The organism is Bacillus sp. UNCCL81 (assembly GCF_900112535.1).
GTDB classification, from domain to species: Bacteria; Bacillota; Bacilli; order Bacillales; family Bacillaceae_G; genus Gottfriedia; species Gottfriedia luciferensis_B.
Map to the genome: position 1 here is coordinate 956,009 of NZ_FOMF01000002.1, position 24,965 is coordinate 980,973.

The window sequence follows — 24,965 nt, forward strand, 5'->3', positions numbered from 1 at the left end:
ACTTATCAATCAGTTAAAATATTGTCGATTTTTTGATTGATTTTTTAGTGTAATTAGCCACAACCTGTACTTATTAAAAATTCTTTTCCTTTCCAAAAAAGATTCCCACCTGATAAAAAAGGAGAATGATTTCATTATGAAATCATTCCCCTCGAATAGTATGTAAATTTATTTAGAGTAATATCTCTTCATTGACTAACTAAACGTTTTTCAAAATCCGCCTTAAACAGCAGAATAGCATCGATATTAACAGCAAAATCGTGGTCACTCATATTAAAATTAGTGATATATTCGTCAGACCTCTCACGAACCATAATTGTTGGACGGATATTGTCTCCAATAGTGTCCAGAGTTACACCACTTCCATAAAAATACCAGTTCGTTTCAGTAGCCTTATTTGCTGCATTAGATAAGTCATTTTTTATTATTTCGCATAGATTATCCATAAAATCTTCATTCAGATTAATGACTTTTCCAAATTCACCTTCAACAGTTAGATCGGCATCTCCATACCAAATATTCCTGCTTGTTCTCTTCCCGTCATTGGAAGTATAAGTTTCATCATACAAAATATTCATTTTCATTACCCCCTGTTAAAATATAATTTCTTCTCACTATCATACCTCAATTAGAAATTGTTAATTAGCATGCTAATGTCTCACTAAACTTGAGTTAGTCATTTGTTATTTTAAGGTGAAGAGAATATGAGTAACTAAAAGAATCATAAACGGTAGCTATAATCACTTTTAGATAGGTTAATACAAGTGTTAGTTGAATAAATTATAATATTTTAATATTAAAATATAAAAAGAGCTACCTAAATAAAGTAGCCCTATAAAGTATTAAGTGCTTATTGCCAAAGTTTCGTTTCTTTTAAGTTTCAATAAAAATCTTATCTTAAAAAAACTGATGTTTTTATGATTTATTATTTAAATAATTCCCCTAAATAATACGGCATTTGTTTGCGCCACCAAACCCAGTCATGCGAAACATCTTCGCCCCACTCATCAAACCATGCTTTAATTTGTTTTTCTTCAAAGGCTTCTTTTAATGTTTTGTACGACGGCAGCCCGTCTTGTTCCCAATCACCTAGCCCGGTACATAATATGATATCTGCTGAACGGTATCGATCAATAAACCAGCCGTCATTTTGGTTCCATATGTAATCACTTGGTGAATTTTCGTATACAAGAGGATCATTTCCGTAGTCCCCAAAAAAGAAACGTACATCGTAAACACCGCTAAGTGCAACCGTTGTTTGGAAAACATCCGGATGTCTTAGGAAAAAGTTCAATGCATGATATGCCCCCATACTACATCCCGTTGTCATCATTGGATCAAACCAACCTGTTTTATGTTTAATAAATGGAATAGCTTCTGAAATCACATAACGATCATATGCTTCATGGGCTAATGCACGGTCATGTACTGATTTTGAGTCGTGTAGCCAACTTTCACTATCTATAGTAGACAGTGTAAAAAACTGAACTTTACCAGATTCAATAAAGTCATGACACACATCAATCATTCCAAAATTATTGTATTCAAAATGAGTCCCCCCAGATGAAGGGAAAACTAGGATTGGCATGCCACTATGTCCATATCTGTTTAACTGCATTTCGCGTCCTAATTCTCCACTCCAATGGCTTAAATGTTCTATATTCATTGAAAAATCTCCTATCCTTATACGTTTACAATGCTGCAATTTTTACGTTCATGTACAAAACGAATAATGTCATCGACTTCTTCCTGCGAATCTGCATTAATCGCATAAAATTGATTTCCTTGTAGTTCCGCAAACGCATCTGGAATACGCTTTTCAAACTTCACGCGGTCGCCAAATTGTTCATAAATAGCATTTGTATCGTGGTTATACTCATATGCATCACGCTGTGTTATACCGACACAATACTGGTTTTCGATATCGGATTCCTTAATTTTTTCACCTGTCACAATAGAAGCATACTGAGCAAATAAATCTATAGAGTATGCAAAATTGTACATATCTATCGTGTATCCTCCAGCTAAGCGGTTATTATATTCAAGTGCAACATAACCCCCATCTTCTAATTTAAAAAACTCAATATGGAAAAAGCGTTCTTTCATCCCAAAAGCTTTCACAATTGCCTTCCCATAAGTTTCGAGCCTAGGATCAATTTCTTTTTGAATCACATAAGCTAAATCCAACTGACCTTTAACAAGTTCCAGAGTTGGCACATTATATGTAAAGCTTGTTTGGAAAACAATATTCCCTTTTTGATCGACTAAACCATCAAATGTACAAAGCACGCCTCCTTCGACATATGGTTCAATGAAGTACACTTGTTCTTCATCCCATACTTCTTCAAAATGGCGTACAGCCTCTTCTGAACATAATTTAAAAGTTGCAGCTGATCCAACACCATTATCCGGTTTAGCAATAACTGGCAGTCCTAATTCATCAATGGCTTTCGTTAAGTCATTTTTAGTTTTAACGACTTTTCCATCTACAACAGGCACACCTGCTTTTTTAAACAGCTTTTTCATTTCAGATTTATATTTAACTTTTTTCAAGTCACTCGGTTTATTTCCGTATACATTAAATTGTTCTCGCAACTGTGCATCAAGTTCTAGCCAGTATTCGTTATTGGATTCAATGCGATCAATCGGACCATGTTTATAAAATAAAAATGCAACAGCACGTTTCACTTCATCTAGATCTTCTAAATTATTCACACGATAATATTCTGTTAAAGAGTTTTGTAGTTTGGAACCTAATTGGTCATATGGCTCTTCGCCAATACCTAATACATTAACACCTGCGGCTTTCAAACGATGAGCAAATGCCTGGAAATTTTCTGGATAAAATGGAGAGATCAAAATATAATTCATAAAAATGCTCCTTTCTTACTATGAAAAAATAGATTATTGATACAATATATTTCAATATAAAATTAATCTAAGCCTTTTAAAAATAAGTAAGATATATCAAATTTAAGTCAATTGTCATTATTTAGTTCAATTAAGACCATTTCTCACTTAAGAAAAATAAACATTCTGGTAAGTGTTTTGCCCAAGCTTTTTCATCATGTACTTCATCTGCAAAAATATTTAAACAAATGCTATCAATTGGAACAGAGCCTTTTATCAGTTGTATATAATACTTAAGCGAGCAATCAATATATGCTTGCTTCATATTTCCATACATCAATTGTCGATCAGTATCATCGCCTTCCTGAGTACCGACTTGAATATACACTCGCTGTTCAGGATCTAGCTCTTTACTAGCAATATACTGATCAAATGCTTTACTTGTAATCCAATTGGCTAAAGAAAAAATACCTAAACCACCAATTTGATCTTTATATTCAACACCCATAAAAGCCGAAATATTTCCTCCAAGTGAGCTACCAATCACCGCTGTATGATATTTATCCGATTTAGTTCGATATTGCTTATCAATGAACGGCTTCACGACTGTCATGACAAAATCAGCAAATTCCGCGCCTTTCCCACCTAGTTCATAATCTTCAGGAAGAGGGCTTTCAGTAATTTTCCAAGGCGTATATTCATTAATTCGGTCTTGTCCACCGTTATCGATCCCAACAACAATCATCTTCGGTAAATCAGGGTTTTGTTTAATTGCCGGAATCACTTTCCATGAATACCCACTATAAGATTCACTACTATAGAAAATATTTTGACCATCATGCATATAGACAACTGGATAATTTTGATCCTTGTCTTCTTCATAATTTTTCGGCAATAAAACACGCACGCGACGTTTTTCATTTTTATAAGACATATGTAATTGATGTGTTTCTAGTTTTAAATAAAAATAGGATTGGTTCATTTTAACTTCCTCGCTCCTTTATACTTACCTTTAGAAATCCAACTGCTTAATTTCTTCTAATAAATAAGTGTTTGATAAATATAAATCAGACTAGGAAGAGTACTCTTCAATAAATTTAAATACTCCTATGTTCTAATTGCTACATTTAAATCTAAATCTATTAAACTTTGATGCTAACCAATAACCTATATAAATGTTTTTATCAGCTGTTACCACATTAGTCTGAAAAATCATTTGTAATTAATTCAACGAAAATAGACTAGATTCCTTCTTGAACATTTATGTCAAATAATGAAATAGAGAATAACCGGTAAATGAATATCCTCTATTTCACGTATTGGAAGATAGTTTCCTAAGGAACAAGAATTATAATATGAAAAAATTTTACGGTCTGTATAAAAAGTTCTAAAATAAGAAGAGATAACAAATTAAATTTGGGGGAAAGAAAAAATGATTAGGGAAGCTACTCAAAATGATTTAAATGACATTTTAGAGATTTATAACGATGCTATTCTTAATACAACTGCTGTTTATACATATAAACCACAAACGCTAGAAAGCAGACAAATTTGGTTTGAACAAAAGATGGATGAAGGGTTTCCAATACTAGTTTGCGAACTTGATCAAAAAGTCGTTGGATTTGCTACATTCGGGCCCTTTAGAGCTTGGCCGGCCTATAAATATTCGATTGAGCATTCAGTTTATGTAAATAATGAATACAGAAAAAAGGGTATTGCCACTTCATTAATGAAAGAATTAATCTCAATTGCCAAAGAAAGAGAGTATATGACTTTAATTGCTGGAATTGATGCAGATAATGAAAAAAGTATTGCCATGCATAAAAACTTCGGATTTGTTTATTCAGGTACTATTAAAAAGGCAGGTTATAAATTTAATAGATGGCTTGACTTGTCCTTTTATCAATTAGATCTTGATGGTCCAAAAAATCCTACAGAAGAATAAATTAGTAATCTAGTAAGGGTATGTTTTGATTAATATTTTTCAAAACATACCCTTTCTTATTCTAACGAAAAACGTTCTATTTTACCTCTAAAGCAAAAGCATAAAAAGCATCGCCATGTGATAAGTGCTCTTCTTTTTTATCCATCCAATATACTCCATATGAGTAATAATATACTCCTTTATTAATAGGTGCTGAAAATTGATTCTTCACTAATTCTATTTCAATTTCATTATTATTATTTATTTGACTTAAGTGGATTTCATTTGGTTTGGGATAATAATCCATTATAATTTTAACGGTTTCGCCAGGTTTTACTTCAATCGGCTTTCTCTCCTTAAGCAGCTCGACCGGTCCAGCCGTATCAACGCATTCTCCCTGTCTTTTCGATTGCCAACAATATGTACCTAAAATCGTATCATATGTTTGATTCTCCACTTGAACCATTGTTTTTGGAGGCTTATTCCCTTTCATTCCATTATTTGCTGAACATCCAGTGAAAATGAGAAAGAAAAAAAGTATCGATACACTTAACAATTTTGACATATTGGACACTCCCTATTTTCAAATTGGACTCAAAATTTTATTAAAAAAGTCATCATTCATTTTTCAGTTTCTACAAACTTTAAGATTGTTCCGTCCTCTTGTTTTACAATAATGACTTTCGGGTCTTCATTCGTTAAAAAAATTTTATCTCCAACATTTAACATGTTAGAGGAAAAATTGTCTTTCGGAATCGTATTATTTTTAACAACTTCTTGAACTACACCAATTTGGTCTTTAAGTATAATTTCCTTACTATGTAAAATTCCTTCAAACCGATAACCTGCCCCGTTTACTATTAATAGTCCAATACTAGCATCTGCAGAAGTACTTTTCGATTCATTTGTAATTCCTATGTCTTCTTTTAGTCCCTTTTTAATTGGTGAGTTAATAAAAATTGTAAAAGCCAGAAATAAAAGAATCCCAACTGAAACAAGCGGTTTTCGAATTCGATTATACCCCCAATTTGAATTGGCTTTATTCCATATTCGTTCATATGTGACGGAAGAATTATGTTGATCTAACTTCTTCTGAAGAGTGTGTTTCATTTCAGAAATAGGATTGTTTTCCACCACTAAGTTCTCCCTCCTTCAGTTTTTCTTCTACTTTAAACAGTTCGTTTTTCGATAAACGATTTCTTAATTTTGTCAGCGCGTAATTAAGCCTTGATTTACATGTACCAATCGGAATATTTAAAGAGACCGCCACTTCATCTAATTTAAGTTCTAAATAATAATGAAGAACGATCACTTCCTTACTCTTCTGGGGTAATAAATTTATCTCTATCCATAGATGATCTTCCATTTCATTTTGTAAAATCGATTGTTCAACTTCATTTTCAGTTGGAACATCATAATGAATGCCGAAAAGTTTCTTAATTTTTTGCATACGTATCATATTACGGGTGATATTTACTGTCATTCGATAAATCCAAGGTTCAATTGCTTTTGTTTGATCAAACAGATGGAATTTTTTTATGATGCGAATGAACGTCTCTTGCGTAATATCATCTGCCAATACTTTTGATTTTGTTAAAAAGTAAGCGGTACGATACACCATTGACGAGTGATTATTAAATAATTCTTCTAAACGATTTTTGTCAATTCTCTCAGACACTATTTCTCCTCCTTTCACCACATACTCTATATACACTTAAAAACCGATTAAAGTTCGAAGTTTTTTTAAAATTTTTCCTCCAAAATTAATTTTAAAAAAGTGAGTAGGAAAAATATACAAATTTCATCAATCCGAGTTTTTAAAATATTCTTTCGATTAGTTATATAGTATGATAGGAATTAAATTAATTAAAGGTGGGTTTTTAGAATGAAGGCAGTTCAAATTGATGAATCAAAGCATTTATTTATTGACGATTATCAGATGCCTGTTTTAGGTGAGAATGAGCTACTTGTTAAAGTTCATGCTACGGCTATTAATCGAGCTGACTTACTTCAAAAACATGGTAAGTATCCCGTACCTAAAGGCGCATCACCTATTTTAGGTTTAGAAATGTCAGGGATTGTTGAACAAGTTGGGTCTAATGTAACAGACTGGAAAGTAAGAGATCGTGTTTGTAGTTTATTGCCAGGCGGAGGTTATGCGCAGTATGTATCTATTCCTTCAGATTTGGCAATTTCAATTCCAGATCATTTTTCGTTCGAAGAGGCTGCGGCTATACCCGAAGTGTTTTTGACAGCTTATTTAAATTTATTTGAATTAGGTAGATTAAAAGAAAATGAAACTGTATTAATTCATGCCGGAGCTAGTGGTGTTGGGACTGCTGCTATTCAGCTTGCAAGAGAATTTGGTGCAAGTTCAATCGTTACTGCTGGGAATGAAATGAAACTTGCAGCTTGTACTGATTTAGGTGCAAACCATGTGATTAACTATAAAAATGAAGATTTTAAAACCGTAGTCGAAAAAGTTACTGATCATGTAGGAGTAGACGTCATTTTAGATTTTGTTGGTGCATCTTATTTCCATCAAAACTTACAATCATTAAATAGTAATGGTAGACTAATTTTGATTGGTACAATGGGTGGAGTTAAAGTGAACGATGTGAACTTATTACCACTTTTGACAAAAAGAATTTCCATTATAGGGAGTACTTTGCGTTCACAAACACTTGAGCAAAAAATCTATTTAACAAATCAATTCAAAAAATATGTCTTACCACTTTTTACGAATAAGAAAATAAAACCGATTATTGATTCTGTGTATAGTTGGCAAGAAGTGAATGAAGCTCATACGCGAATGGAGAACAATTTAAATATCGGAAAAATAGTTTTAAAAATAAATTAATTATATGTAAGTTAAAGGGGATAATTATGGTACTACTCGGTTCAATTGTTAATGCAGCAGCTATTATTTTTGGCTCTTTACTAGGTTTGTTTATTAAAAGAATTCCAGATCGAATGAAAAACCTAGTAACTCAGTCAATTTCTCTCGTAATTATTGTCATAGGATTTACTTTAGCTATGAAAACAAATCAAGTTCTAATCGTCGTTTTCAGCTTATCGCTAGGTGCGGTTGTAGGAGAATGGCTAGATATCGAAAGTAAATTAGATAAATTAGGTTTATTTATCGAAAGTAAATTTCATTCTAAAAGCGAAGGCTCTATTTCTAAAGGATTTGTTACGTCCACTTTATTATTCTGTGTTGGCGCAATGGCTATACTTGGAGCACTAGATAGCGGACTTCGTCATAATCATGAAATTTTATATACAAAATCAATGATGGACGGATTTTTATCAATCATTTTAACTTCGACTCTTGGCATTGGCGTGTTATTCTCTGCTGTCCCAGTGTTAATCTATCAAGGATTCATTGCCATTTTTGCCTCATTTGTACCGAATCTAGTAACACAGCATTTATTAAGTTCAATTATTGCTGAAATCTCAGGTACAGGAGGAATTTTATTAATCGCTCTTGGTTTGAATTCTTTAGGTTTAATAAAAATAAAAATTGGAAATATGTTACCTTCTATTTTATTTGCACTTATTATTGTTTGTTTCATACAGTTTTTCAAATAAGATGACTAAAATGAGCCCCGAAAAAGGGCTCATTTTTTAAATTAATGGAGTTTCTTTCTAAAATAACCTTTGTCTTTGTGATATAAGATTAACGCTACAATTAATACTCCTGCAGCAATCCAAACAGCTTGGTTCCCAATATACTTAGTCGAAAGACTCCCAAACAATGCGCCAAATGAAAAGGAAAAGATAATAACGAGAAACTCTTTAAATTTTGTTTTTGCTTCTTTGTCATGATTTACAAATGCTGTATACGCTGCCTGTGAAGCAATTCTAATATTACCGGTTGTCATAGTTGAATTGTATGTCCATTTATCTAAATGGGTGAAAGTTGAAATTTGTAATGATGAGACAAAGGAGATGCAAACAGTTACAACTATATTAGGTACACTACTAGGTAATAATCCTACAATCAATAATACACTACATTCTAATAAGAGAATTGAACGTCTATAGCTGTATAATAGCTCTCTTAAACGTGGATGTTTAACGGATTCAGCAACTAAAACACCAAGAATAAAGGCTATAATAGGTAAAATATAATCAACAGAGTTTTTCCAATTTCCAAATGATAGATTTATTGCCAAAAGCACAAGATTTCCTGTTTGCGCATTGGCAAATACACCATCTCTACTTATAAAAGTATACCCATCTAAAAAGCCACCTACTAAAGCTAACAATAATCCAAGATAGACTGAATTTGATGATAATGATGGAACTATTTTTTGTTTAGATTTCAATCTAGTTCTCCTACTTCTATTACTAACTTAGCACAATCATAACACACTTATTATGTAAATAAATGTGAACAAAAATCCAACAATTACATTTAAAAAATAATCATTTTTTCACTTTGGTTGTTAGTTTTTTTAATGGATCTGTTTAATTTTTAACAATAATCTACTTTGAATTTCCAAAGCAAATTATCCTATTTATTTAAGTTAAAATGCCAATTAAACAAAAAAAAATCGACTATATAGTCGATCATGAAATTCAACTAAAACATGCGTTAATTCAATAAGATTCGTATTCAAAAATAGCCCAAGGAAGCCAATAAACTGGTTCAGTTCCAAGTTTTTCGTCATTTGCAATGTCACAACATCTCTCTGCTTCAGCAAGTGATTTAATAAAACCATTTTTATTTAATGAAAAATCAAACTGATTTTTAAACTCATTTTCTAATCCGTTACACAAATAAGAATGGAATGTATTTGTTTCATACCCTAAGATCTCATAGCCTTTTATTGAAGTAGTTCCATCAACAATAAATTCTTTCCTTAGTAGAATATTCTCTAGGCCAGTTCTTTCCTCTGAGGTCTTAATTATTGTGTCTTCCTCATCTAAAAAACTTTCTAAATAATTATTAGGTAGTCCAATACCTATTATTTTTAAGTCTTTTACATCACTTAAAAATGTGCTAAAAAACTCATTTGCTATATTTAATGATGGTAAGATTTGAGGATATTCGAATTCTCTCAAGTCAAACTTATCTTGGATCCATTTTTCCATCTCTTTGTATTTAACTTCCGAAATATTAAGATCTTTAATGTATTTTAGTTTATTTACCTTCGAACCACCCCAAAATATATTGATTTCAGGATGCATATCACAAATGCACTCACTTACTGACACAATTCTATTAGGGATTATTTCTTTATCCATATATTCTTGTCTAATAGTAGGAGCTATAATGTAATATCCCCCTGAAATAAAATCCATTAATTCACCTCATTAAAATAATATAATTATATAGTTCTAATGCAACTAAATTATTGCATTAGTTGCATTACAGTTTAAATATTTGCGATTGAAATTAGTTCATCAACACCTATTAGGTAATCTTCATTTGTTTCCTCATGGAAAACAAAAAAACAAGTTTCTCCATTTGCTCCTTCGAATGCTATATTCATCATTTGAACTTTTGAAAATGGATTATTTGAATTTCCTAATTCATAACCAGATTTAAATTCAAAGATGTACCATCTATCTTCTTCAAGAGTATATTCTGTGTTTTCTATTACTATATTTAAAAACATTTTACTCATTCTTATATCCTCTTATCTTTAGAATATAGACTTCTTATGTAACGAACGCAGTGCTTTAGTTACATAAGCAATTTTTTTAAATAGATTATTTCATATTTTCTATACTACGATTAAACCATCTTTTTCTAAGAATTCATTCCACTCTTCTCGCAATAACCCCATACGAATTGAGTCATAATAATTCCCATCATAAAAACGACATTTTCTTAATCTTGCTTCCATTGTCATTCCTAATTTTTCCCCAACTTTAATCATACGATGATTACCCGACCAAGTTGTATAACCTACACGTACAAGAGGCAATGTATTAAATAAATGATTAATCCAAAGTTTTAAAGCTCTTGTACCAAAACCTCCGCTCCAATAGTTGGGATCATAAATACCTATTCCCATTTCAAGCCAATTAGATGGTTTATGTTCCCAATAGAAGCTAACTGTTCCAATGACTTTTCCATCTACCTCAATAATCCATTTGTCCTCTTGATTAACAACAGAATCCTTAGTTTTTAAATAGTCCTCAAAAGTGACAGCTTTATGTTCAAAATATGGTGCATCCCATTTCTTCCACTCTGGTGAACTCTCTTTATACATCAATGTCCAAAGTGAAAATAAATCTTCTTCATGAATTGGTCTAATTCGTAATGGAAAATTATTACTCAACTTATCTGCTCCTTCACTCATTAAAAATATTAGTAGATTTCAAAATGCCTAAATTAGTTTAAATTTTATTCAACTTATGCATGCTTTAGTTGAATAAGGATTCGTTATTAATAATTATTTTTTGCTTCATGGCTGATTAGGTAAACCATTCATGACAAAGCTTAAAATCATCAATACCAAGCCTATCAAGAAGACGATTTTCCCTCATTTTGTCGTACACAAATAGATAAAAAGAAACATGAAGAAGTAGAGTTTGAATGTCCTTATTGTTGTTTTCACAATGCTACGAGAGAAAAATAGTCCCAAGTGAAGAAAACTCACTTAGGACATAATTAAAATCGCGTTAGATATTTTGTTTTTGTATTCATTTTCCCTTTTTTACTGGTAATGGAGAAAGGTAATAATAAATATTTGATTTTTTATCAATATGAGGCTTAACATCATAATCTGTACGAGTTTCGATACTTATATTAGAATTCTTGGCTACACCTGCATAAAAATCATATTTAATTCCTGATGCACTTTCAATAACTTTTTCTATTGTGGTATTTCCTTTAGTTTGTTTTACTAATGCGCCATTTCCGTTAGTAATCCAACTTACTTTTTTCTTCTTTTGAATTAAACTCGCTGTCCCTAAACCTTCCCCTTTATTGGTACGGAATAAATAAACAATAATTTTTTCATTGTATACATATTTTGATTCTCCAAGGATTTCTACAATTTCTGGTGATTTTTTTATACCATATTCTATGGCTTCACTCTCCGAATCAAATGCTTTTAAATTTTCTTTTTCAGTACAACCGGTTAATAATAGACCAACTACAGACATTATAATTAATAAAAAAGTAATTTTCTTCATTTATTCCTCCTTAAATTCTATAATATCTATTTTACTATGCATATCTTAGAAATAGGCCCTGTTAAACTATAATGTTGATTTTTGAGTACTAAAAAAGACTATTTTCACCAAACAGTCATTTTAATGTTTGATTCAACTAATGCATGCGTTAGCCAAACATGATTCCTCGGATTCACAACAGTGAATGGGAGTTTTTAATGCACTCCCATGGTAGTTGAATAAGCTAATCCTAATTTATTGAACTTAAAAACATTTCTCCTTTCTCTTCAAATCTTGTTGGATTTTTATCCTTTATAGAAGAAACGATATTTGCAATTATATTCTTTGAATTAGTATCTAAACTTTTTACAACTTCTATATATACTTGAAGCGTTGGTCTATGATTTAATATTCGCTTATGTAATGTTTTCGCCCATTCCATAGCATCAGGTATCATTACATATACAGATTTAGCTAATTCTCTTAAGGTATCATCTAAGGGATATTTTTGATCGAATGATTCAATTGCATGGATTAAACCAAACGTAACCTCATCACGTTCAGTTTTATCATGAAAACCATAACACAAATATTTGATAAAAGTTATTTCTCCATATGCAACAATACGTTCAATGGCTTCTTCAAAATCATTAACCTCTTGTTCACTTTTAAGTAATCTACTACTTTTTAACTTTATAATTTCTTGGTCAATATTCAAAGAAACCATTTCCTATACCTTATTCACACTAAGTTTTATTTTAGCACAATAAAAAGGCTACATAGCAGCCTTTTAAGTTGTTCAACTATCGCATTGCGTTAGTTGAACAAGAGAAAAATATTTTATTCAAAATTACTTCGCCATATTGTATCAGCAATTTTATCCAGCTCAGTTCCAATGCGAAATAGCAAAATACAAATTCCAATCAACAACACTATATGAAGAATTTTATAAATAGAATCTTTCATAAACAATACCCCTTACTTTTTAATCCACTTTTAATGATTTATTCTGTTTTTATCTTAAAATTCCTACTGCTCATTGAATAAACTGCCAAATAAAAAATAGGAGCTGAGTGAAAGATCAGCTCCTAAGTTCTTATTCAACTAATGCATTCGTTAGTTGCATAAGAATTGTTTCTCAACCTTGCAAAAGTCTTCCCATAAATCAGTTTCATTTAACCCATATTTTTCTTTTTTCAAACATTTTACCATAGCTTCTAAAGCACTTTTAAGATTAACAATTAAATACTCTTTTATTTCAGTATCTGTTTTATTTTCCCATTTTGATTGGGGCATACCAACATCAATAGTAATATATCTAAATTTTTTACTTAATCGTAGTTTTTCATATCCTTCAAAATTAAAATCAGAATACATACCATCCACTCGAAGAATTGGTGCAATTTCGTCAATTTCTTTACAATAAATTTTATTACAATGCTGAACTAATAATTTTCTTAATTGAATAAGCTTTGGAGATACAGCATCACTTGCATACGGATCTCCCATCTCTGCACCAAAAGTGAAATAATGACTTTGTGCTACCATTCTTTCCTCCCATAAATAGAAACAATTTAAAATACGATTTACACCCTTTTATTATATCAAACCTTAAGCAACTATCCTGCCATTTTGTTGCATAAAAAAACGAGCTGCGAACAACTAGTGATCTTAAACTAATGCATGCTTTAGTTCAATAAGAATTTAAAAACTTATTGTCTTCTTTGGTAAAAATTTTGGGTTCTTTATCAGAACTGCAACTTTCTTCCCTTTGTTAAATCTTACATTATTAAGCCAATAAATAAACGCATCTTCATTATAACTCAGTCCAAATTCCTCATTTCCGTCCTCATCAACACCAAAAGATACCCAGAAAGGATGGTCATTATTTCTATCATTTAACCATCTAAAAAAATCTTGTTGCAGTTGACGGATATTTCTTCCCACTTTTGCAGGACATCTAAAATAAACTGTATCCTTTTCGTATTCAAATTCAATTTTTACAAACAATTTTAACTTCCCCCATCCGATTGATATATCAAGTAATTATAACATTCCTTATGCAACTAAACTGCCATATAGTTACATAAGGATTAACCCAACATTCTTTTTTCACACAAAAAAAGACCACATTAATTGTGATCATTAATTCTTATATTAAAACGTTGACACGATGATACTAGCAGCACCAACTAAAACACACATCATTCCTCCAAACCGTGTACTCCACTTATAAAAAGAAGATGGTTCTGTTGCACCATCGGATTTCCAGCTTTCTGTAACAACCCAAAATGCTTCTGGATTCAATATTAGTAAAAATCCAAATAAAATGAGTAATATTCCTATAAACATATAAGAAGACCTCCAAAATATTTTGTGATTTTTACTTGCTCATTTTCTTATTTTCTTACTATTTTTTTTGCAAAAAAGATAATTCCAAAGGCAATACCAGCAAAGATTAAAAACCATACAATAATTGGGATAAATAACATTAAGTTTTCCAAATGAATCCTCCCTTTAATCTGTTACTCCTTGATTCCCTTATATACATAACGAATACCAATGATAAAGAATACTGTACTTATTAACAATGGAATTGTTCCAATATTAAACAACGCTGTTCCGAAAACTCCTAAATTTGAGTCCCATCCATCTCCAGCCGGATGAGATAGGTACAAAGAATAGATTGATGCCGAAATAAGAGTAAATCCAAAAAATAAAATACTGGTTAAAACTCCAATTCCTCCAATGATTAGATTCTTCATAATTTTCTCTCCCTGGCTTGTTATATAGTTCTTTCCGGATTAAATATTCTATTAGTCTAAGAAGCTTGCAACTAATCCAAATAACATTGTTAATACGATAAATGTAATAAAGAAATATCCTAAATATCTTATTAGCTTTGGTTTTTTCCCTAGTTCGAAGCTTTTTCTTTTTAAAGGAATAACACCCTCTATTTTTTGTAGATCTTCTATTGGTGAAAATACTTTCTGATCATCCAGGTAAATTTTGCTTTCAGTCGTTTCTGATTCGTGCGTTCTTTCCATAGATTACACCTACCTTTTTAGTTATTTTTAATTTAATTACCTTATGCTATTTACTATATTTTACCATTTTTTATTAAAATTCGATTAGATATTTTTCGCCTTTTAATGCACTTCCTTCATTAAGCACAACCGAAATTATAAAATTAATCCTTCTTCACCTAACTAGCATTCAGTTGAATAAGTATCAACAATCTACTAAAACAGAGCATTTAAAATAAAAAGACGATCAAAACATTCATTTGATCATCTCTTTCCTCTTATTTAATCATCTTAACCATATGATCCTCATCGTAAAATTCACCATTAACAAATAATGCTCTTTTTTCTGTTCCAAAGCTTTCAAAGCCTACAGATTCATAAAGTTTTTTTGCAGATTGATTTGATGAAATAACAGCCAATTCAATTTGTAAAATTTCTTCAATTTCCATAGCATCCTGTATTGCTTGACTTAAAACTTTTTTCCCTACACCTTTACCACGGTAATCTGGTGTAACATACATTCCCCAAATTGTTCCCTTATGTTTCATTTTTTCAGATCTTTTTTGGAAGAAGCCAGCAACTCCAACAAGTAAGCCTTTGTCAAAAGCACCTATAATAAAATTATCGAAAGTCTTAGGGAAATTATTTGTGTGCTGTTCGATTGATTTTTTCTCATATTCAGTTAAACTTTCTCCGAATGCTTCTGGTGATAATGTTAATCCTTCACTTCTTAATCGAATAAACTCAGGTAAATCTTCAATTATTAATTTTCGAATTTCCATACATAATCTCCCTTCGAATCTCTTAGAAGTGCCAAATTTTTAAAGGCACTTTTTACAATTCACTTAAACCAATTTACTTTGCCTCATACAAATATAACATATAATTCTGAAGTTTTAGATAAAAAAAAGACTGATCATATTAATACATGATCAGTTCTTGCATACAATTTCTTAAAGTTTAATAGAAACTAGTTTCAATTCAGTCATCTCTTGTATTGCATATTTTATGCCTTCTCTTCCATATCCGCTTTCTTTTACGCCACCGTAAGGCATTAAATCTACTCTAAATGTAGGAACATCGTTTACTAGCACGCCACCTACATGTAATTTTTTAGTAGCATATAATGCTCTTTGTAAGTTGTTTGTATAGACTCCAGCTTGTAATCCAAATCGACTATTGTTTACTTCATTTATTGCTTCATCAAACTGTTCATATGAATTGATGACGACAACTGGACCAAAAATTTCCTTACAAGATACATCACTGCTATTCTTTACGTTTGATAGAATAGTAGGTTTATAAAGACGTTCTTCAATTATATCGCCACCAGTTACTAGATCCGCTCCATCTTTAAGTGATTGCTTAACCCATTCATCTATTCTAGCAACATCTTTTTTAGAAATCAGAGCACTAATATCTGTTTGAAGGTCTAATGGCGAACCTATATTTAATAATTCAGTAGCATTTTTCATCTTTAAAATGAATTCATTATAAAGTGTATGATGTACAAAAATTCTTTGTAATGAAATACAAACTTGACCGTTATAAATAAAGGCTCCCCATACACAACGATTGATTAATTCATCAGTTAACTGGACTTCCTCATCGATAATCAACGCTGAGTTTGAACCTAGTTCTAACGTTACTTTTTTTAATCCTGCTTTGTTTTTTAATGAGATGCCGACTTCAGGACTGCCGGTAAATGTAATTGCTTTCACGTCAGGATGTTTGACTAAAGCATCACCGATTTCGGAGCCCTTTCCGGTAATTAGGTTAAACGCACCTTTAGGTAAATTCGTTTTATCGATCATTTCAGCTAATGCGATCGCAGAAAGTGGAGTCTGACTAGCAGGTTTTAAAACAACTGTATTTCCTGCAGCAATTGCTGGACCAACTTTATGTGCGACTAAATTAAATGGGAAATTAAACGGGGTAATTGCACCAATTACTCCAACTGGCTCTCTGACTGTATAAGTGACTCGACCTTCGCCACCTGCTACTGCATCTAACGGGATTGTTTCCCCGTAGATTCTTTTTGCTTCTTCAGCAGCTATTTTATAAGTTGCAATCGTTCGATCGATTTCACCTAAAGCTGCCTTTAAAGGTTTGGATGCCTCTAATGCTAAAAGCTCAGCAAGTTTTGAACGATTTTCTTTAAACTGTTCAACTAATTGCTCTAAAATGACACTTCTTTCATATGAGCTGAGCTTTTCCATTTGGGTTTTCGCGTTGTTAGCCGCTTTAATCGCTTCTTCCAAATTCTCTATAGTCGCGATTGGTATTTCGGCTAAAACTTCACCAGAATGAGGGGCAACAAGATTTTCATGTTTTTCCCCTTCAACCCAACTTCCATCTATATAAAATTGTTTTTTCATTCTATTTCACCTCAGTTACAAGCTGGCTAGCAACTTGATGTATTGATTGTTTTATAATATCCAGTCCTTCATCTAATTCCTCGTCAGAAATAATTAAAGGCGTTAAGAAACGAAGAATATTACTATGAACACCTGCGCTAAGAATAATGATCCCATTTTCACAACATTTTTTTGTTAATGCTGCAACAAACTCTTTTGCTGGTTGACCAGAAGTAGGATCTATAAATTCGATACCCACCATTGCTCCTAATCCTCGAATATCATAAATAATTGGAAAATTATTTTTTAATTGTTCAAAACATGATTTAATTTTTTCTCCAATTACTCTAGCTCGAATCCATAATTTTTCATTTTCAATTTTTCTAATCACTTCGAGCGCTGCTACACAACCTAAAGGACTTCCGCCATAAGTTCCACCTAGTTCACCTGGTGATGCAGCATCCATTATTTCAGTACGACCTGTCACCGCACTAATTGGTACACCCGCTGCGATTGATTTTGACATTGTGATTAAATCTGGTTCAATTTCAAAAATCGTTGATGCAAATAATTCACCTGTTCGCCCAAATCCTGTTTGAATTTCATCCGCTATAAACAAAATTCCATGTGACTTACAAATCATATAGACTTCTTTTACAAATTTCTTTGGAGGTACAATAAATCCCCCTTCTCCTTGTACGGGCTCCATAATAACTGCAGCCACTTCTTCTGGAGACACATCTGTTAAAAGAAAATCCTTAAATTGAGAGATACAAAAATTAATATATTCTTCTTCAGATAACTCTTTTGGTCTATTTGATAAATAAGGGAATTTAGCTTTATATGTAGCTGGAGCAAATGGTCCCATTTTATATTTATATGGTTTTACTTTACTTGTTAAAGACATTCCTAATAAAGTTCGCCCATGAAATCCTCGAGTAAACGAAATAATTCCTGAACGACCAGTATACTTCCTCGCAATTTTAACAGCATTTTCAACTGCTTCAGCACCGCTATTTAATAGAATTGTTTTTTTAGAAAAATCCCCAGGCGTTATTTCAGTTAATTTTTTAGCTAAATCAATATAAGACTTATACATTCCTACATGAAAGCAAGAGTGGATTAATCGCTCGGATTGATTTTTAATCGCTTGTACAACATTCTTTGGAGTATGTCCTACATTTAACGTACCAATCGCTCCAGCAAAATCTAAAAATTTATTTCCATCAACATCCTCAACGATCGTACCGTTTGCTTTTTCTACAAAAACAGGTGTATTATTTCCAACTCCATTTGGAATAAACTCATTACGTAATTCAATGAGTTCTTTTCCCTTTGGTCCTGGAACTCCTGCTGAGACATTAACAAATTTTCGATTATTGCTCATGCTAACTCTCCCTCTCTTAAAAAATAATTTCATTTCAATCTATAAAATTATTAAATAATTAGCTTCATTACTAATATACTCGTTTTCAAACATTTAAGAATGAAATAAAACTAGGCCAAGGGCTTTTTCGAGGGAAATGGAAAAGCCACTCATTCGAGCGGCAATTTATTTTAAAACATTAATAATTCACGAATGTCTTCTTCTGTTAAATTAAATGAAGGTTTTCCATTCGTTTCAATAATTTCTCCTATTAATTGCTTTTTCTTCTCTTGTAGCTCATTCATTTTATCTTCAATCGTTCCTTTAGCGACTAGCTTGATCACTTGAACATCATTCATTTGACCGAAACGGTATGCTCGATCTGTTGCCTGGTTTTCAACCGCTGGATTCCACCAATTATCATAAAGAATAACTGTATCAGCTCCAGTTAAATTGAGTCCTACTCCGCCTGCCTTTAATGAAATTAGAAAGAAGTTATGTTCACCAGCGTTAAATCGATTGCATATAGATAGACGTTCTTCTGAAGGAGTTTGTCCATCTAGATAAAAAAATTGTTCTCCCATGATTGAGAGTTCTCTACCGATTAAATCTAACATTTTCGTAAATTGAGAGAAGATCAATACTCTTCTACCGGCTATTTTTGATGCCTCAATGATTTGAAATAGCTGTTCAAACTTAGCTGAACTACCTTCATAACCATCTATAAATAACGCTGGATGGCAACAAATTTGTCTTAAACGCGTTAAACCAGCTAAAATTTTGATATGATTTTTGCCTAATGTAAATTTATCCACTGCTAAATGCTTTAGTGTATCGTGTCGTAGTTTTGCTAAATAAGCTGCATATAATTTTTTTTGTTCTGGTAACAATTCAACAGATTCCTTCGATTCGATTTTCTCTGGAAGTTCCTTAAGTACATCCTCTTTTAATCTTCTTAATAAGAAAGGTCGCACTCTTTTAGAAATTGTTTTCCTAGTCAAATTGCTAAATTCCTTTAACCCTCCAAATAATTCAGGAAAAACTACATGATAAATTGCCCAAAGTTCTTCTAGTGAATTTTCAATTGGCGTACCTGTTAATGCAAACCGTTGATCAGCATTTAGCTTTTTAACAACTTTCGCTGTTTGAGTAAATGGATTTTTAAAACTCTGTGCCTCATCAAAAAATACTGTATGAAACTTTTGCTTTTCGTACCACTTTATATCATTTCTTAACACCGAATAAGAGGTAATGATTACATCGATACCTGCTAGTTCCTTTTGTATTTTCAATCTTTCATTTTTATTTCCATCAATTACAAGCGCTTGAATTTCAGGTGCAAATTTGAATACCTCACTTAACCAGTTATACGTTAATGCGGTAGGACAAACAATTAGGATTGGTGTATTAAATGAACGGATTTCGTTTAATAAGGATTGTATATATGCAAGACTTTGAATTGTTTTACCTAATCCCATATCATCTGCTAAAATTCCTCCAAATCCGAACTTTGCTAAATTCTTCATCCACTTGTATCCAAAAATTTGGTAATCTCTTAACAGATTTTTAAATGCTTTAGGTACTTCATCTACAATTTCATTTGGATTGATTAAACTCTTATAAAAATGATTCAATCGATCTTCAATTTTAAACAAACTAGTTTCTTCCGCAGAATCTAATAAATATAGACCGTTTTTTATAGGTAAGTTTAAAACACTTTCATAATCAAACTCTTGCTCAGGTACTGCATTTAAAAATCGTTTTATCTCTTGTAATTCTCTCGTTTCAAGCGAGTACAAAGTGCCATCATGTAACCGATAATATTTCCGTTTCTCTTTTAGTGCTAATAATACTTCTTTGATTTGTTTCTCAGGAATGTCTAATTCAAATTTAAATTCCAACCAATTCGTTCGTTCTCTTTTTAAATTAACGCGTATTTGAGGTTTCTTATTTTCTTTAAAAATTCTATTTCGAACAGCGGTTGTTGCATAAATTTCGGTAAGTTTTTCAAGTTTCGGTACTATATTTCTTAAAAACTCATATTCAAGTTCTTCATTTTGTAAGAAATAGCCACCTTCAGTTTTTGAAAATGAACTATCTTCCATTAATTGTAATATTTCTAATTCTTTTTCTTCATCTCTAATTAACGTTTTACTAAGTTGAATTTCTTTTTTATCTAGCGGATTTATAACGATGCGATCATAATGAAATTCAAGCCCAGCAAGTAATTTATTTTTAATACGATCTAAATATAGCTTTGCGCTTAATGGGGTTTCTGAATATCGGTTTGATAATGAAGTAGGTATATGCACCTTACCAAGCTTGATAAGACCTGGAATTACTTTCTCAACGTAAAGATGGATTTGGTCTGTTGGAATAATTATTTTTTCATCTGCTGTGTTTTTAACGATTTGTTTTAACTCAACAAGTTGATTAAATTCCTCTACTTTAAGATGATAAATTCTTCCACGGTATAAGACTGTTGAATATGTTTCCATTATCGTTAATTGCTCGATTCCCTTTGCAGTTAAAAAGTATTGACCATTTAAATCCTCTATTTCAAATTCCAATGGTAATTTATCTTCGGTAAATGAAATTCCATTAAATGGTATTCCCTTTTCAATTATTTTGACGTTTTCTGTAACCGTTAATAAATTAATAATTTGGCTCCATATTGTCGGAGGAATGAACATATATTCATTTTTCTTAGTTAGAGGATCATTAAACATTATTTCATCATCCAACAACTTTATTAAAAGATCCCAAATACGATTAACTTCATTTTGAACACAATGTATATTAGGATCAAAATGAGTCTCAGCTGAAATTTTACTTGGTTTCCCCACTTTAACATCCTTTAAAAAGTTTCGTAGATTTTCTACCTTCTTTTTTCCATATGCCATAGAAATTCCAAGTATTTTATAGCCTTCATTCATCTCAACCACTTCACAAATAAACTCGAAATCAATTATTTGCCGCTCGTCAAAATGTTTTAATTGTCCGCTTTTACGAAATGGTTTATCGTGAAAAAGTTCTAAAATACCATTCGATCTATTTAAGTGGGAGTTTTCTATAAAAATATCAATTTCTGAAGGATTTCCCTCGTTTTTCTGACGTTCAAAAATCGAAATTAAAACTGCAGCTATATGTTGACAATCCGTTTTAATTGAAGCTAGTTTAGGACAAGTGCACTTACAATAAAAATCACCATTATCTTCTTTTATAATATGAACGGTAAAATCTTCATTCCCTAAAACTGTTGCCGTACAATCAACTTCATTATATTTTTCGATTTGTACTTTATTTGCGCGATAAAAAGAGTCACCCCTTTTGAAGGAGACTGTACCGCAGCGTTCTTTTATGATTTTATGATTCAATTTTATCTTCATTATCTGCTCCTTCCAAAATAAATAAAACGAATATAACTATCTTACCATTAATTATTTATTTATCTAAAATATTGCTTTAAATCTTCTTATAAAAATAGAAAAAAGAAGTCATTTTTGACTTCTTTTTGTAAATAAATCTATTTTTGTTCTACAATTCCATGTCTAAAAGCATAAATTACTGCCTGAGTTCGATCGACCACTTCTAATTTCGTTAAAATATTACTAACATGCGTTTTTACCGTTTTTAGTGAAACAAATAAAGTATCGGCGATTTCTTGATTTGACTTACCTTCAGTCATTAAATGAAGTACTTCTTGTTCCCTAGCCGTTAAATCATCATGTAATTCGCGTTGAGTAGATTTTCTCATTCGATTCATCATTTTGCCAGTAACAACTGGTTCTAAAACTGAGCCACCTTTATGTGTCGTTCGTATTGCATTTGCGATATCGCTAGCTCTAGATGTTTTTAACATATAACTGATTGCACCAGCATCAATTGCTGGATATACATTTTCATCATCAATAAAACTTGTAACAATGATGATTTTTGCTTCTGGCCATTTTGAAATAATTTGTTTTGTCGCTTCAATTCCATCCATAACTTCCATAATTAAGTCCATTAATACAATGTCAGGACGTTTTTCTAATACAAGATCTACGCCTTCTTTTCCATTACTTGCTTGACCAACCACTTCAATATCAGATTGAGTACTTAAATATGTAGAAACACCCATTCTTACCATCTCATGATCATCAACTAACACGACTTTGATCAAATTTCCCACCTCTATTCAATTACTGGAACTTTTACTTCTATCTGCGTTCCTCTTTTTGGTATACTTACTATTTTTGCCGTTCCACCAATTTCGGAAGAACGTTCACTTATTGATTGCAAACCATACGAACCAGTTTTTCGGTTTTCGACATCAAAACCAATTCCATCATCAATCATTCGAACTAATACAAAATCTTCAATTTTTCTAATTCGTATTTCAAAAGTTTTTGCATTTGCATGCCTTAAAGTATTCGATAAAGCTTCTTGAATAATCCTAAATAAATGATCCTCTACACCTTTTGATAGTGTAATATCATCGATTTTCCATTTTAATTGAAGAGCTTGACGATTGGTTAATTCAGTTAGAAGCTTTTCTACGCCTTCTTTTAAGCTTTTACCTTCTAACTGAACTGGTCTTAAATGTAATAAAAGTGCACGCATTTCTGATTGAGCATTAATCGCCATTTTTTCAATATATTGTAATTGTTCTTTAAACGTAGTTTCACCTAGTTCATTGATCGCAGAAATCATCATCGAAATCGCAAATAATTGTTGGCTAACTGAGTCATGTAATTCCCTTGCTAGTCTATGTCGCTCTTTCGTTACGACATCTTCAATTGTTTGAGATTCAATTAATTTCTTTTCATCTACTAATTTTTGAACAGTCTTCCTTGAATCTTCAATTTGTTTAGATATTTTTTGAAGTTTTGATTCAATTTCGTTATCAATGGACCGAATTGAATGCTCTGATTCTTTATGATAAATTCCATTTTCTGCCTTTACTATACCTTCCAATAAAGCTTTTTCATTATGACGAATCGTGCTCAAAACAGCTGTACTATAGACAATTGATATAATTATGATTGCTACAAATAATATTAATAGTAAAGAAAAATTTCCAATTTTATACAAAAGCAATTTATCAAGGAAAGTATGATCAACGAAATAATAAACAACGCCACAAATTAAAATACTAGATGTAAATGCAGCAAGACAGATTGATAAAAAGATACCTTTGTCAATTTTCATTTATTTGTCACCTCAATATTTCCGATTGCTAAAGAAGTGACAATTTTTAACTTTCTTGATGCTTCTTTATAATCATTAGAAGTGAACTTACAATTCTTGTTAAACCCGTTCAATTTATTTTTAAGGATATTAATTTTGCCATATAAAGTAGAATGCTGGATCGAGACTTCCAAATCATACGGCACATACAAAGTAATATTTCCGATGATTCCATTTAATACCAACACAGTCTCTCCTTCAGGAATAAATGACTCCGAAAGATCGATTATGACATCTCCAATTCCAAAATAATAATCTACATCTTCTAACTCAAATGATTCATTCTTAAGATGAATATTTGTAAAAAATCGATTTGAAATGAGAGAATTTGTTTCAAAGACACCTGTATTCGTTGTTTCAACTATGTTAGGTATAATGACTTTTGCATTAAATTTAGAATTAACAAATATTAAATATCCAACATAAATCACAATAAAGGATAATACCCCTAAGATTGATTTCAATTGAAATACATTACTGATAAATAAAATGATTCCTCCAAAAAACGCGATATTCGCAGATGTAGAAGGGTAAACTTTACGTTTTTTTGCCCCATACTGAAATAAATAAATACCTACCCCAGCTGCGATTATTGCAAAAGGATTTAAAAATAGATCAAATAATAATCCTATGCCTGCAATTATAAATAATAATCCAGTTAATTCATTGCTAGACAATCGTCTAAATCGCTTCATATAGCTCTCCTCTATTCACTAAACTAGCTTGTTAATAGCAATCGAAAGCTTTTGTTATTAACTATTCTACTATGTAGTTTATCTATTTTTTGTTTGTTTTGATACAAACTTAAGTATTGTCTTATCTCGGTCTTAAGACTGAGATTTTTTTATAGAATTATGTAACGATTAACGATCCTTGGACTCGTTATGAGTAAGTTAATCGCGGCTTTTTGCCTTTTTACATACTCATCAACATCTTATGAGTCACTATTTCGCGATTTCTTCTTTTATTACTTACTCATGAACCTATTATGAGTCACTAAATCACGACTTCTTGCCTTTTTACATACTCATGAACCTATTATGAGTGACTAAATCGCGATTTCTTCCATTTTTACT

28 protein-coding genes are annotated in these 24,965 nt (G+C 31.5%); 3 read left to right on the forward strand and 25 right to left on the reverse strand.

The window, feature by feature from the left end:
- Positions 1-188: 188 nt before the first annotated feature.
- The 4 genes from BM319_RS04700 to BM319_RS04715 form a co-directional block, all read right to left on the reverse strand.
- Positions 189-578 (reverse strand): hypothetical protein, encoded by a 390-nt coding sequence (locus tag BM319_RS04700; protein ID WP_069032456.1) that lies wholly within the window; start codon positions 576-578, stop codon positions 189-191.
- Positions 579-925: 347 nt separating this feature from the next.
- Entirely contained in the window at positions 926-1,666 is a 741-nt protein-coding gene (locus BM319_RS04705; protein WP_069032455.1) for an esterase family protein, read from the reverse strand.
- 17 nt (positions 1,667-1,683) lie between these two features.
- Positions 1,684-2,871: an ATP-grasp domain-containing protein gene (locus tag BM319_RS04710; protein WP_069032454.1), complete on the reverse strand. Its 1,188-nt coding sequence runs from the start codon at positions 2,869-2,871 to the stop codon at positions 1,684-1,686.
- 130 nt (positions 2,872-3,001) lie between these two features.
- A complete protein-coding gene (locus BM319_RS04715) occupies positions 3,002-3,832 on the reverse strand; it encodes an alpha/beta hydrolase (protein WP_069032453.1) in 831 nt (276 codons plus the stop codon).
- 450 nt (positions 3,833-4,282) lie between these two features.
- Here BM319_RS04715 and BM319_RS04720 point away from each other — a divergent pair, with 450 nt between their 5' ends.
- Positions 4,283-4,795 carry a GNAT family N-acetyltransferase gene (locus BM319_RS04720; protein WP_069032452.1) on the forward strand — a complete coding sequence of 171 codons (513 nt, stop codon included), beginning with the start codon at positions 4,283-4,285 and terminating at the stop codon, positions 4,793-4,795.
- Between the two features lie 76 nt (positions 4,796-4,871).
- Here BM319_RS04720 and BM319_RS04725 read toward each other — a convergent pair whose 3' ends face one another.
- From BM319_RS04725 to BM319_RS04735, 3 genes are read right to left on the reverse strand one after another with little or no spacing between them, the layout of a single operon-like run.
- Entirely contained in the window at positions 4,872-5,339 is a 468-nt protein-coding gene (locus BM319_RS04725; RefSeq protein WP_091021421.1) for a hypothetical protein, read from the reverse strand.
- A gap of 56 nt (positions 5,340-5,395) precedes the next feature.
- Positions 5,396-5,908 (reverse strand): hypothetical protein, encoded by a 513-nt coding sequence (locus tag BM319_RS04730; protein WP_139226486.1) that lies wholly within the window; start codon positions 5,906-5,908, stop codon positions 5,396-5,398.
- Positions 5,886-6,452: an RNA polymerase sigma factor gene (locus tag BM319_RS04735; RefSeq protein WP_069032449.1), complete on the reverse strand. Its 567-nt coding sequence runs from the start codon at positions 6,450-6,452 to the stop codon at positions 5,886-5,888. Before BM319_RS04735 ends, BM319_RS04730 begins: the two co-directional genes overlap by 23 nt.
- 207 nt (positions 6,453-6,659) lie before the next feature.
- Between BM319_RS04735 and BM319_RS04740 the strand changes: the two genes are divergently transcribed.
- Positions 6,660-7,634: an NAD(P)H-quinone oxidoreductase gene (locus BM319_RS04740; protein WP_091021423.1), complete on the forward strand. Its 975-nt coding sequence runs from the start codon at positions 6,660-6,662 to the stop codon at positions 7,632-7,634.
- Between the two features lie 26 nt (positions 7,635-7,660).
- The gene (locus tag BM319_RS04745; protein ID WP_069032447.1) at positions 7,661-8,365 is read left to right on the forward strand and encodes a DUF554 domain-containing protein; all 705 of its coding nucleotides are present in this window, start codon (positions 7,661-7,663) and stop codon (positions 8,363-8,365) included.
- A 41-nt stretch (positions 8,366-8,406) separates the two neighbouring features.
- Here BM319_RS04745 and BM319_RS04750 read toward each other — a convergent pair whose 3' ends face one another.
- The 18 genes from BM319_RS04750 to liaF all read right to left on the reverse strand — a co-directional run bounded on the left by BM319_RS04750 (position 8,407) and on the right by liaF (position 24,584).
- Positions 8,407-9,105: a YoaK family protein gene (locus tag BM319_RS04750; protein ID WP_069032446.1), complete on the reverse strand. Its 699-nt coding sequence runs from the start codon at positions 9,103-9,105 to the stop codon at positions 8,407-8,409.
- Between the two features lie 274 nt (positions 9,106-9,379).
- Positions 9,380-10,084, reverse strand: a complete 705-nt coding sequence (locus tag BM319_RS04755) for a hypothetical protein (protein ID WP_069032445.1) — start codon at positions 10,082-10,084, stop codon at positions 9,380-9,382.
- A 74-nt stretch (positions 10,085-10,158) separates the two neighbouring features.
- Entirely contained in the window at positions 10,159-10,410 is a 252-nt protein-coding gene (locus BM319_RS04760; RefSeq protein WP_069032444.1) for a hypothetical protein, read from the reverse strand.
- Between the two features lie 99 nt (positions 10,411-10,509).
- A complete protein-coding gene (locus BM319_RS04765; protein ID WP_286143680.1) occupies positions 10,510-11,070 on the reverse strand; it encodes a GNAT family N-acetyltransferase in 561 nt (186 codons plus the stop codon).
- A 364-nt stretch (positions 11,071-11,434) separates the two neighbouring features.
- The gene (locus BM319_RS04770) at positions 11,435-11,929 is read right to left on the reverse strand and encodes a hypothetical protein (protein ID WP_069032442.1); all 495 of its coding nucleotides are present in this window, start codon (positions 11,927-11,929) and stop codon (positions 11,435-11,437) included.
- 229 nt (positions 11,930-12,158) lie between these two features.
- Positions 12,159-12,626, reverse strand: a complete 468-nt coding sequence (locus BM319_RS04775) for an Imm30 family immunity protein (RefSeq protein WP_069032441.1) — start codon at positions 12,624-12,626, stop codon at positions 12,159-12,161.
- 398 nt (positions 12,627-13,024) lie between these two features.
- Positions 13,025-13,456 carry an Imm44 family immunity protein gene (locus BM319_RS04780; protein WP_069032440.1) on the reverse strand — a complete coding sequence of 144 codons (432 nt, stop codon included), beginning with the start codon at positions 13,454-13,456 and terminating at the stop codon, positions 13,025-13,027.
- A 156-nt stretch (positions 13,457-13,612) separates the two neighbouring features.
- Positions 13,613-13,918, reverse strand: a complete 306-nt coding sequence (locus BM319_RS04785) for a hypothetical protein (RefSeq protein ID WP_069032439.1) — start codon at positions 13,916-13,918, stop codon at positions 13,613-13,615.
- A gap of 147 nt (positions 13,919-14,065) precedes the next feature.
- Entirely contained in the window at positions 14,066-14,260 is a 195-nt protein-coding gene (locus BM319_RS04790; RefSeq protein WP_069032438.1) for a DUF6199 family natural product biosynthesis protein, read from the reverse strand.
- A gap of 173 nt (positions 14,261-14,433) precedes the next feature.
- Complete coding sequence (locus BM319_RS04795) at positions 14,434-14,673, reverse strand: hypothetical protein (RefSeq protein WP_069032437.1); 240 nt, start codon at positions 14,671-14,673, stop codon at positions 14,434-14,436.
- Between the two features lie 51 nt (positions 14,674-14,724).
- Positions 14,725-14,955 (reverse strand): hypothetical protein, encoded by a 231-nt coding sequence (locus tag BM319_RS04800; RefSeq protein WP_069032436.1) that lies wholly within the window; start codon positions 14,953-14,955, stop codon positions 14,725-14,727.
- A 257-nt stretch (positions 14,956-15,212) separates the two neighbouring features.
- Positions 15,213-15,716, reverse strand: coding sequence for a GNAT family N-acetyltransferase (locus BM319_RS04805; protein ID WP_069032435.1), 504 nt, complete (start codon positions 15,714-15,716; stop codon positions 15,213-15,215).
- A 171-nt stretch (positions 15,717-15,887) separates the two neighbouring features.
- Positions 15,888-17,312 (reverse strand): aldehyde dehydrogenase family protein, encoded by a 1,425-nt coding sequence (locus BM319_RS04810; RefSeq protein ID WP_069032434.1) that lies wholly within the window; start codon positions 17,310-17,312, stop codon positions 15,888-15,890.
- Between the two features lies 1 nt (position 17,313).
- Positions 17,314-18,678, reverse strand: a complete 1,365-nt coding sequence (gene gabT, locus BM319_RS04815) for a 4-aminobutyrate--2-oxoglutarate transaminase (RefSeq protein WP_069032433.1) — start codon at positions 18,676-18,678, stop codon at positions 17,314-17,316.
- Positions 18,679-18,848: 170 nt separating this feature from the next.
- On the reverse strand, positions 18,849-22,046 hold the full coding sequence (locus tag BM319_RS04820) for a DEAD/DEAH box helicase (RefSeq protein ID WP_091021424.1): 3,198 nt from the start codon (positions 22,044-22,046) through the stop codon (positions 18,849-18,851).
- Between the two features lie 137 nt (positions 22,047-22,183).
- A complete protein-coding gene (locus BM319_RS04825; RefSeq protein WP_069032431.1) occupies positions 22,184-22,822 on the reverse strand; it encodes a response regulator transcription factor in 639 nt (212 codons plus the stop codon).
- Between the two features lie 11 nt (positions 22,823-22,833).
- Positions 22,834-23,850 (reverse strand): sensor histidine kinase, encoded by a 1,017-nt coding sequence (locus BM319_RS04830; RefSeq protein ID WP_069032430.1) that lies wholly within the window; start codon positions 23,848-23,850, stop codon positions 22,834-22,836.
- Positions 23,847-24,584: a cell wall-active antibiotics response protein LiaF gene (gene liaF / locus BM319_RS04835; RefSeq protein WP_069032429.1), complete on the reverse strand. Its 738-nt coding sequence runs from the start codon at positions 24,582-24,584 to the stop codon at positions 23,847-23,849. Before liaF ends, BM319_RS04830 begins: the two co-directional genes overlap by 4 nt.
- Positions 24,585-24,965: the final 381 nt, after the last annotated feature.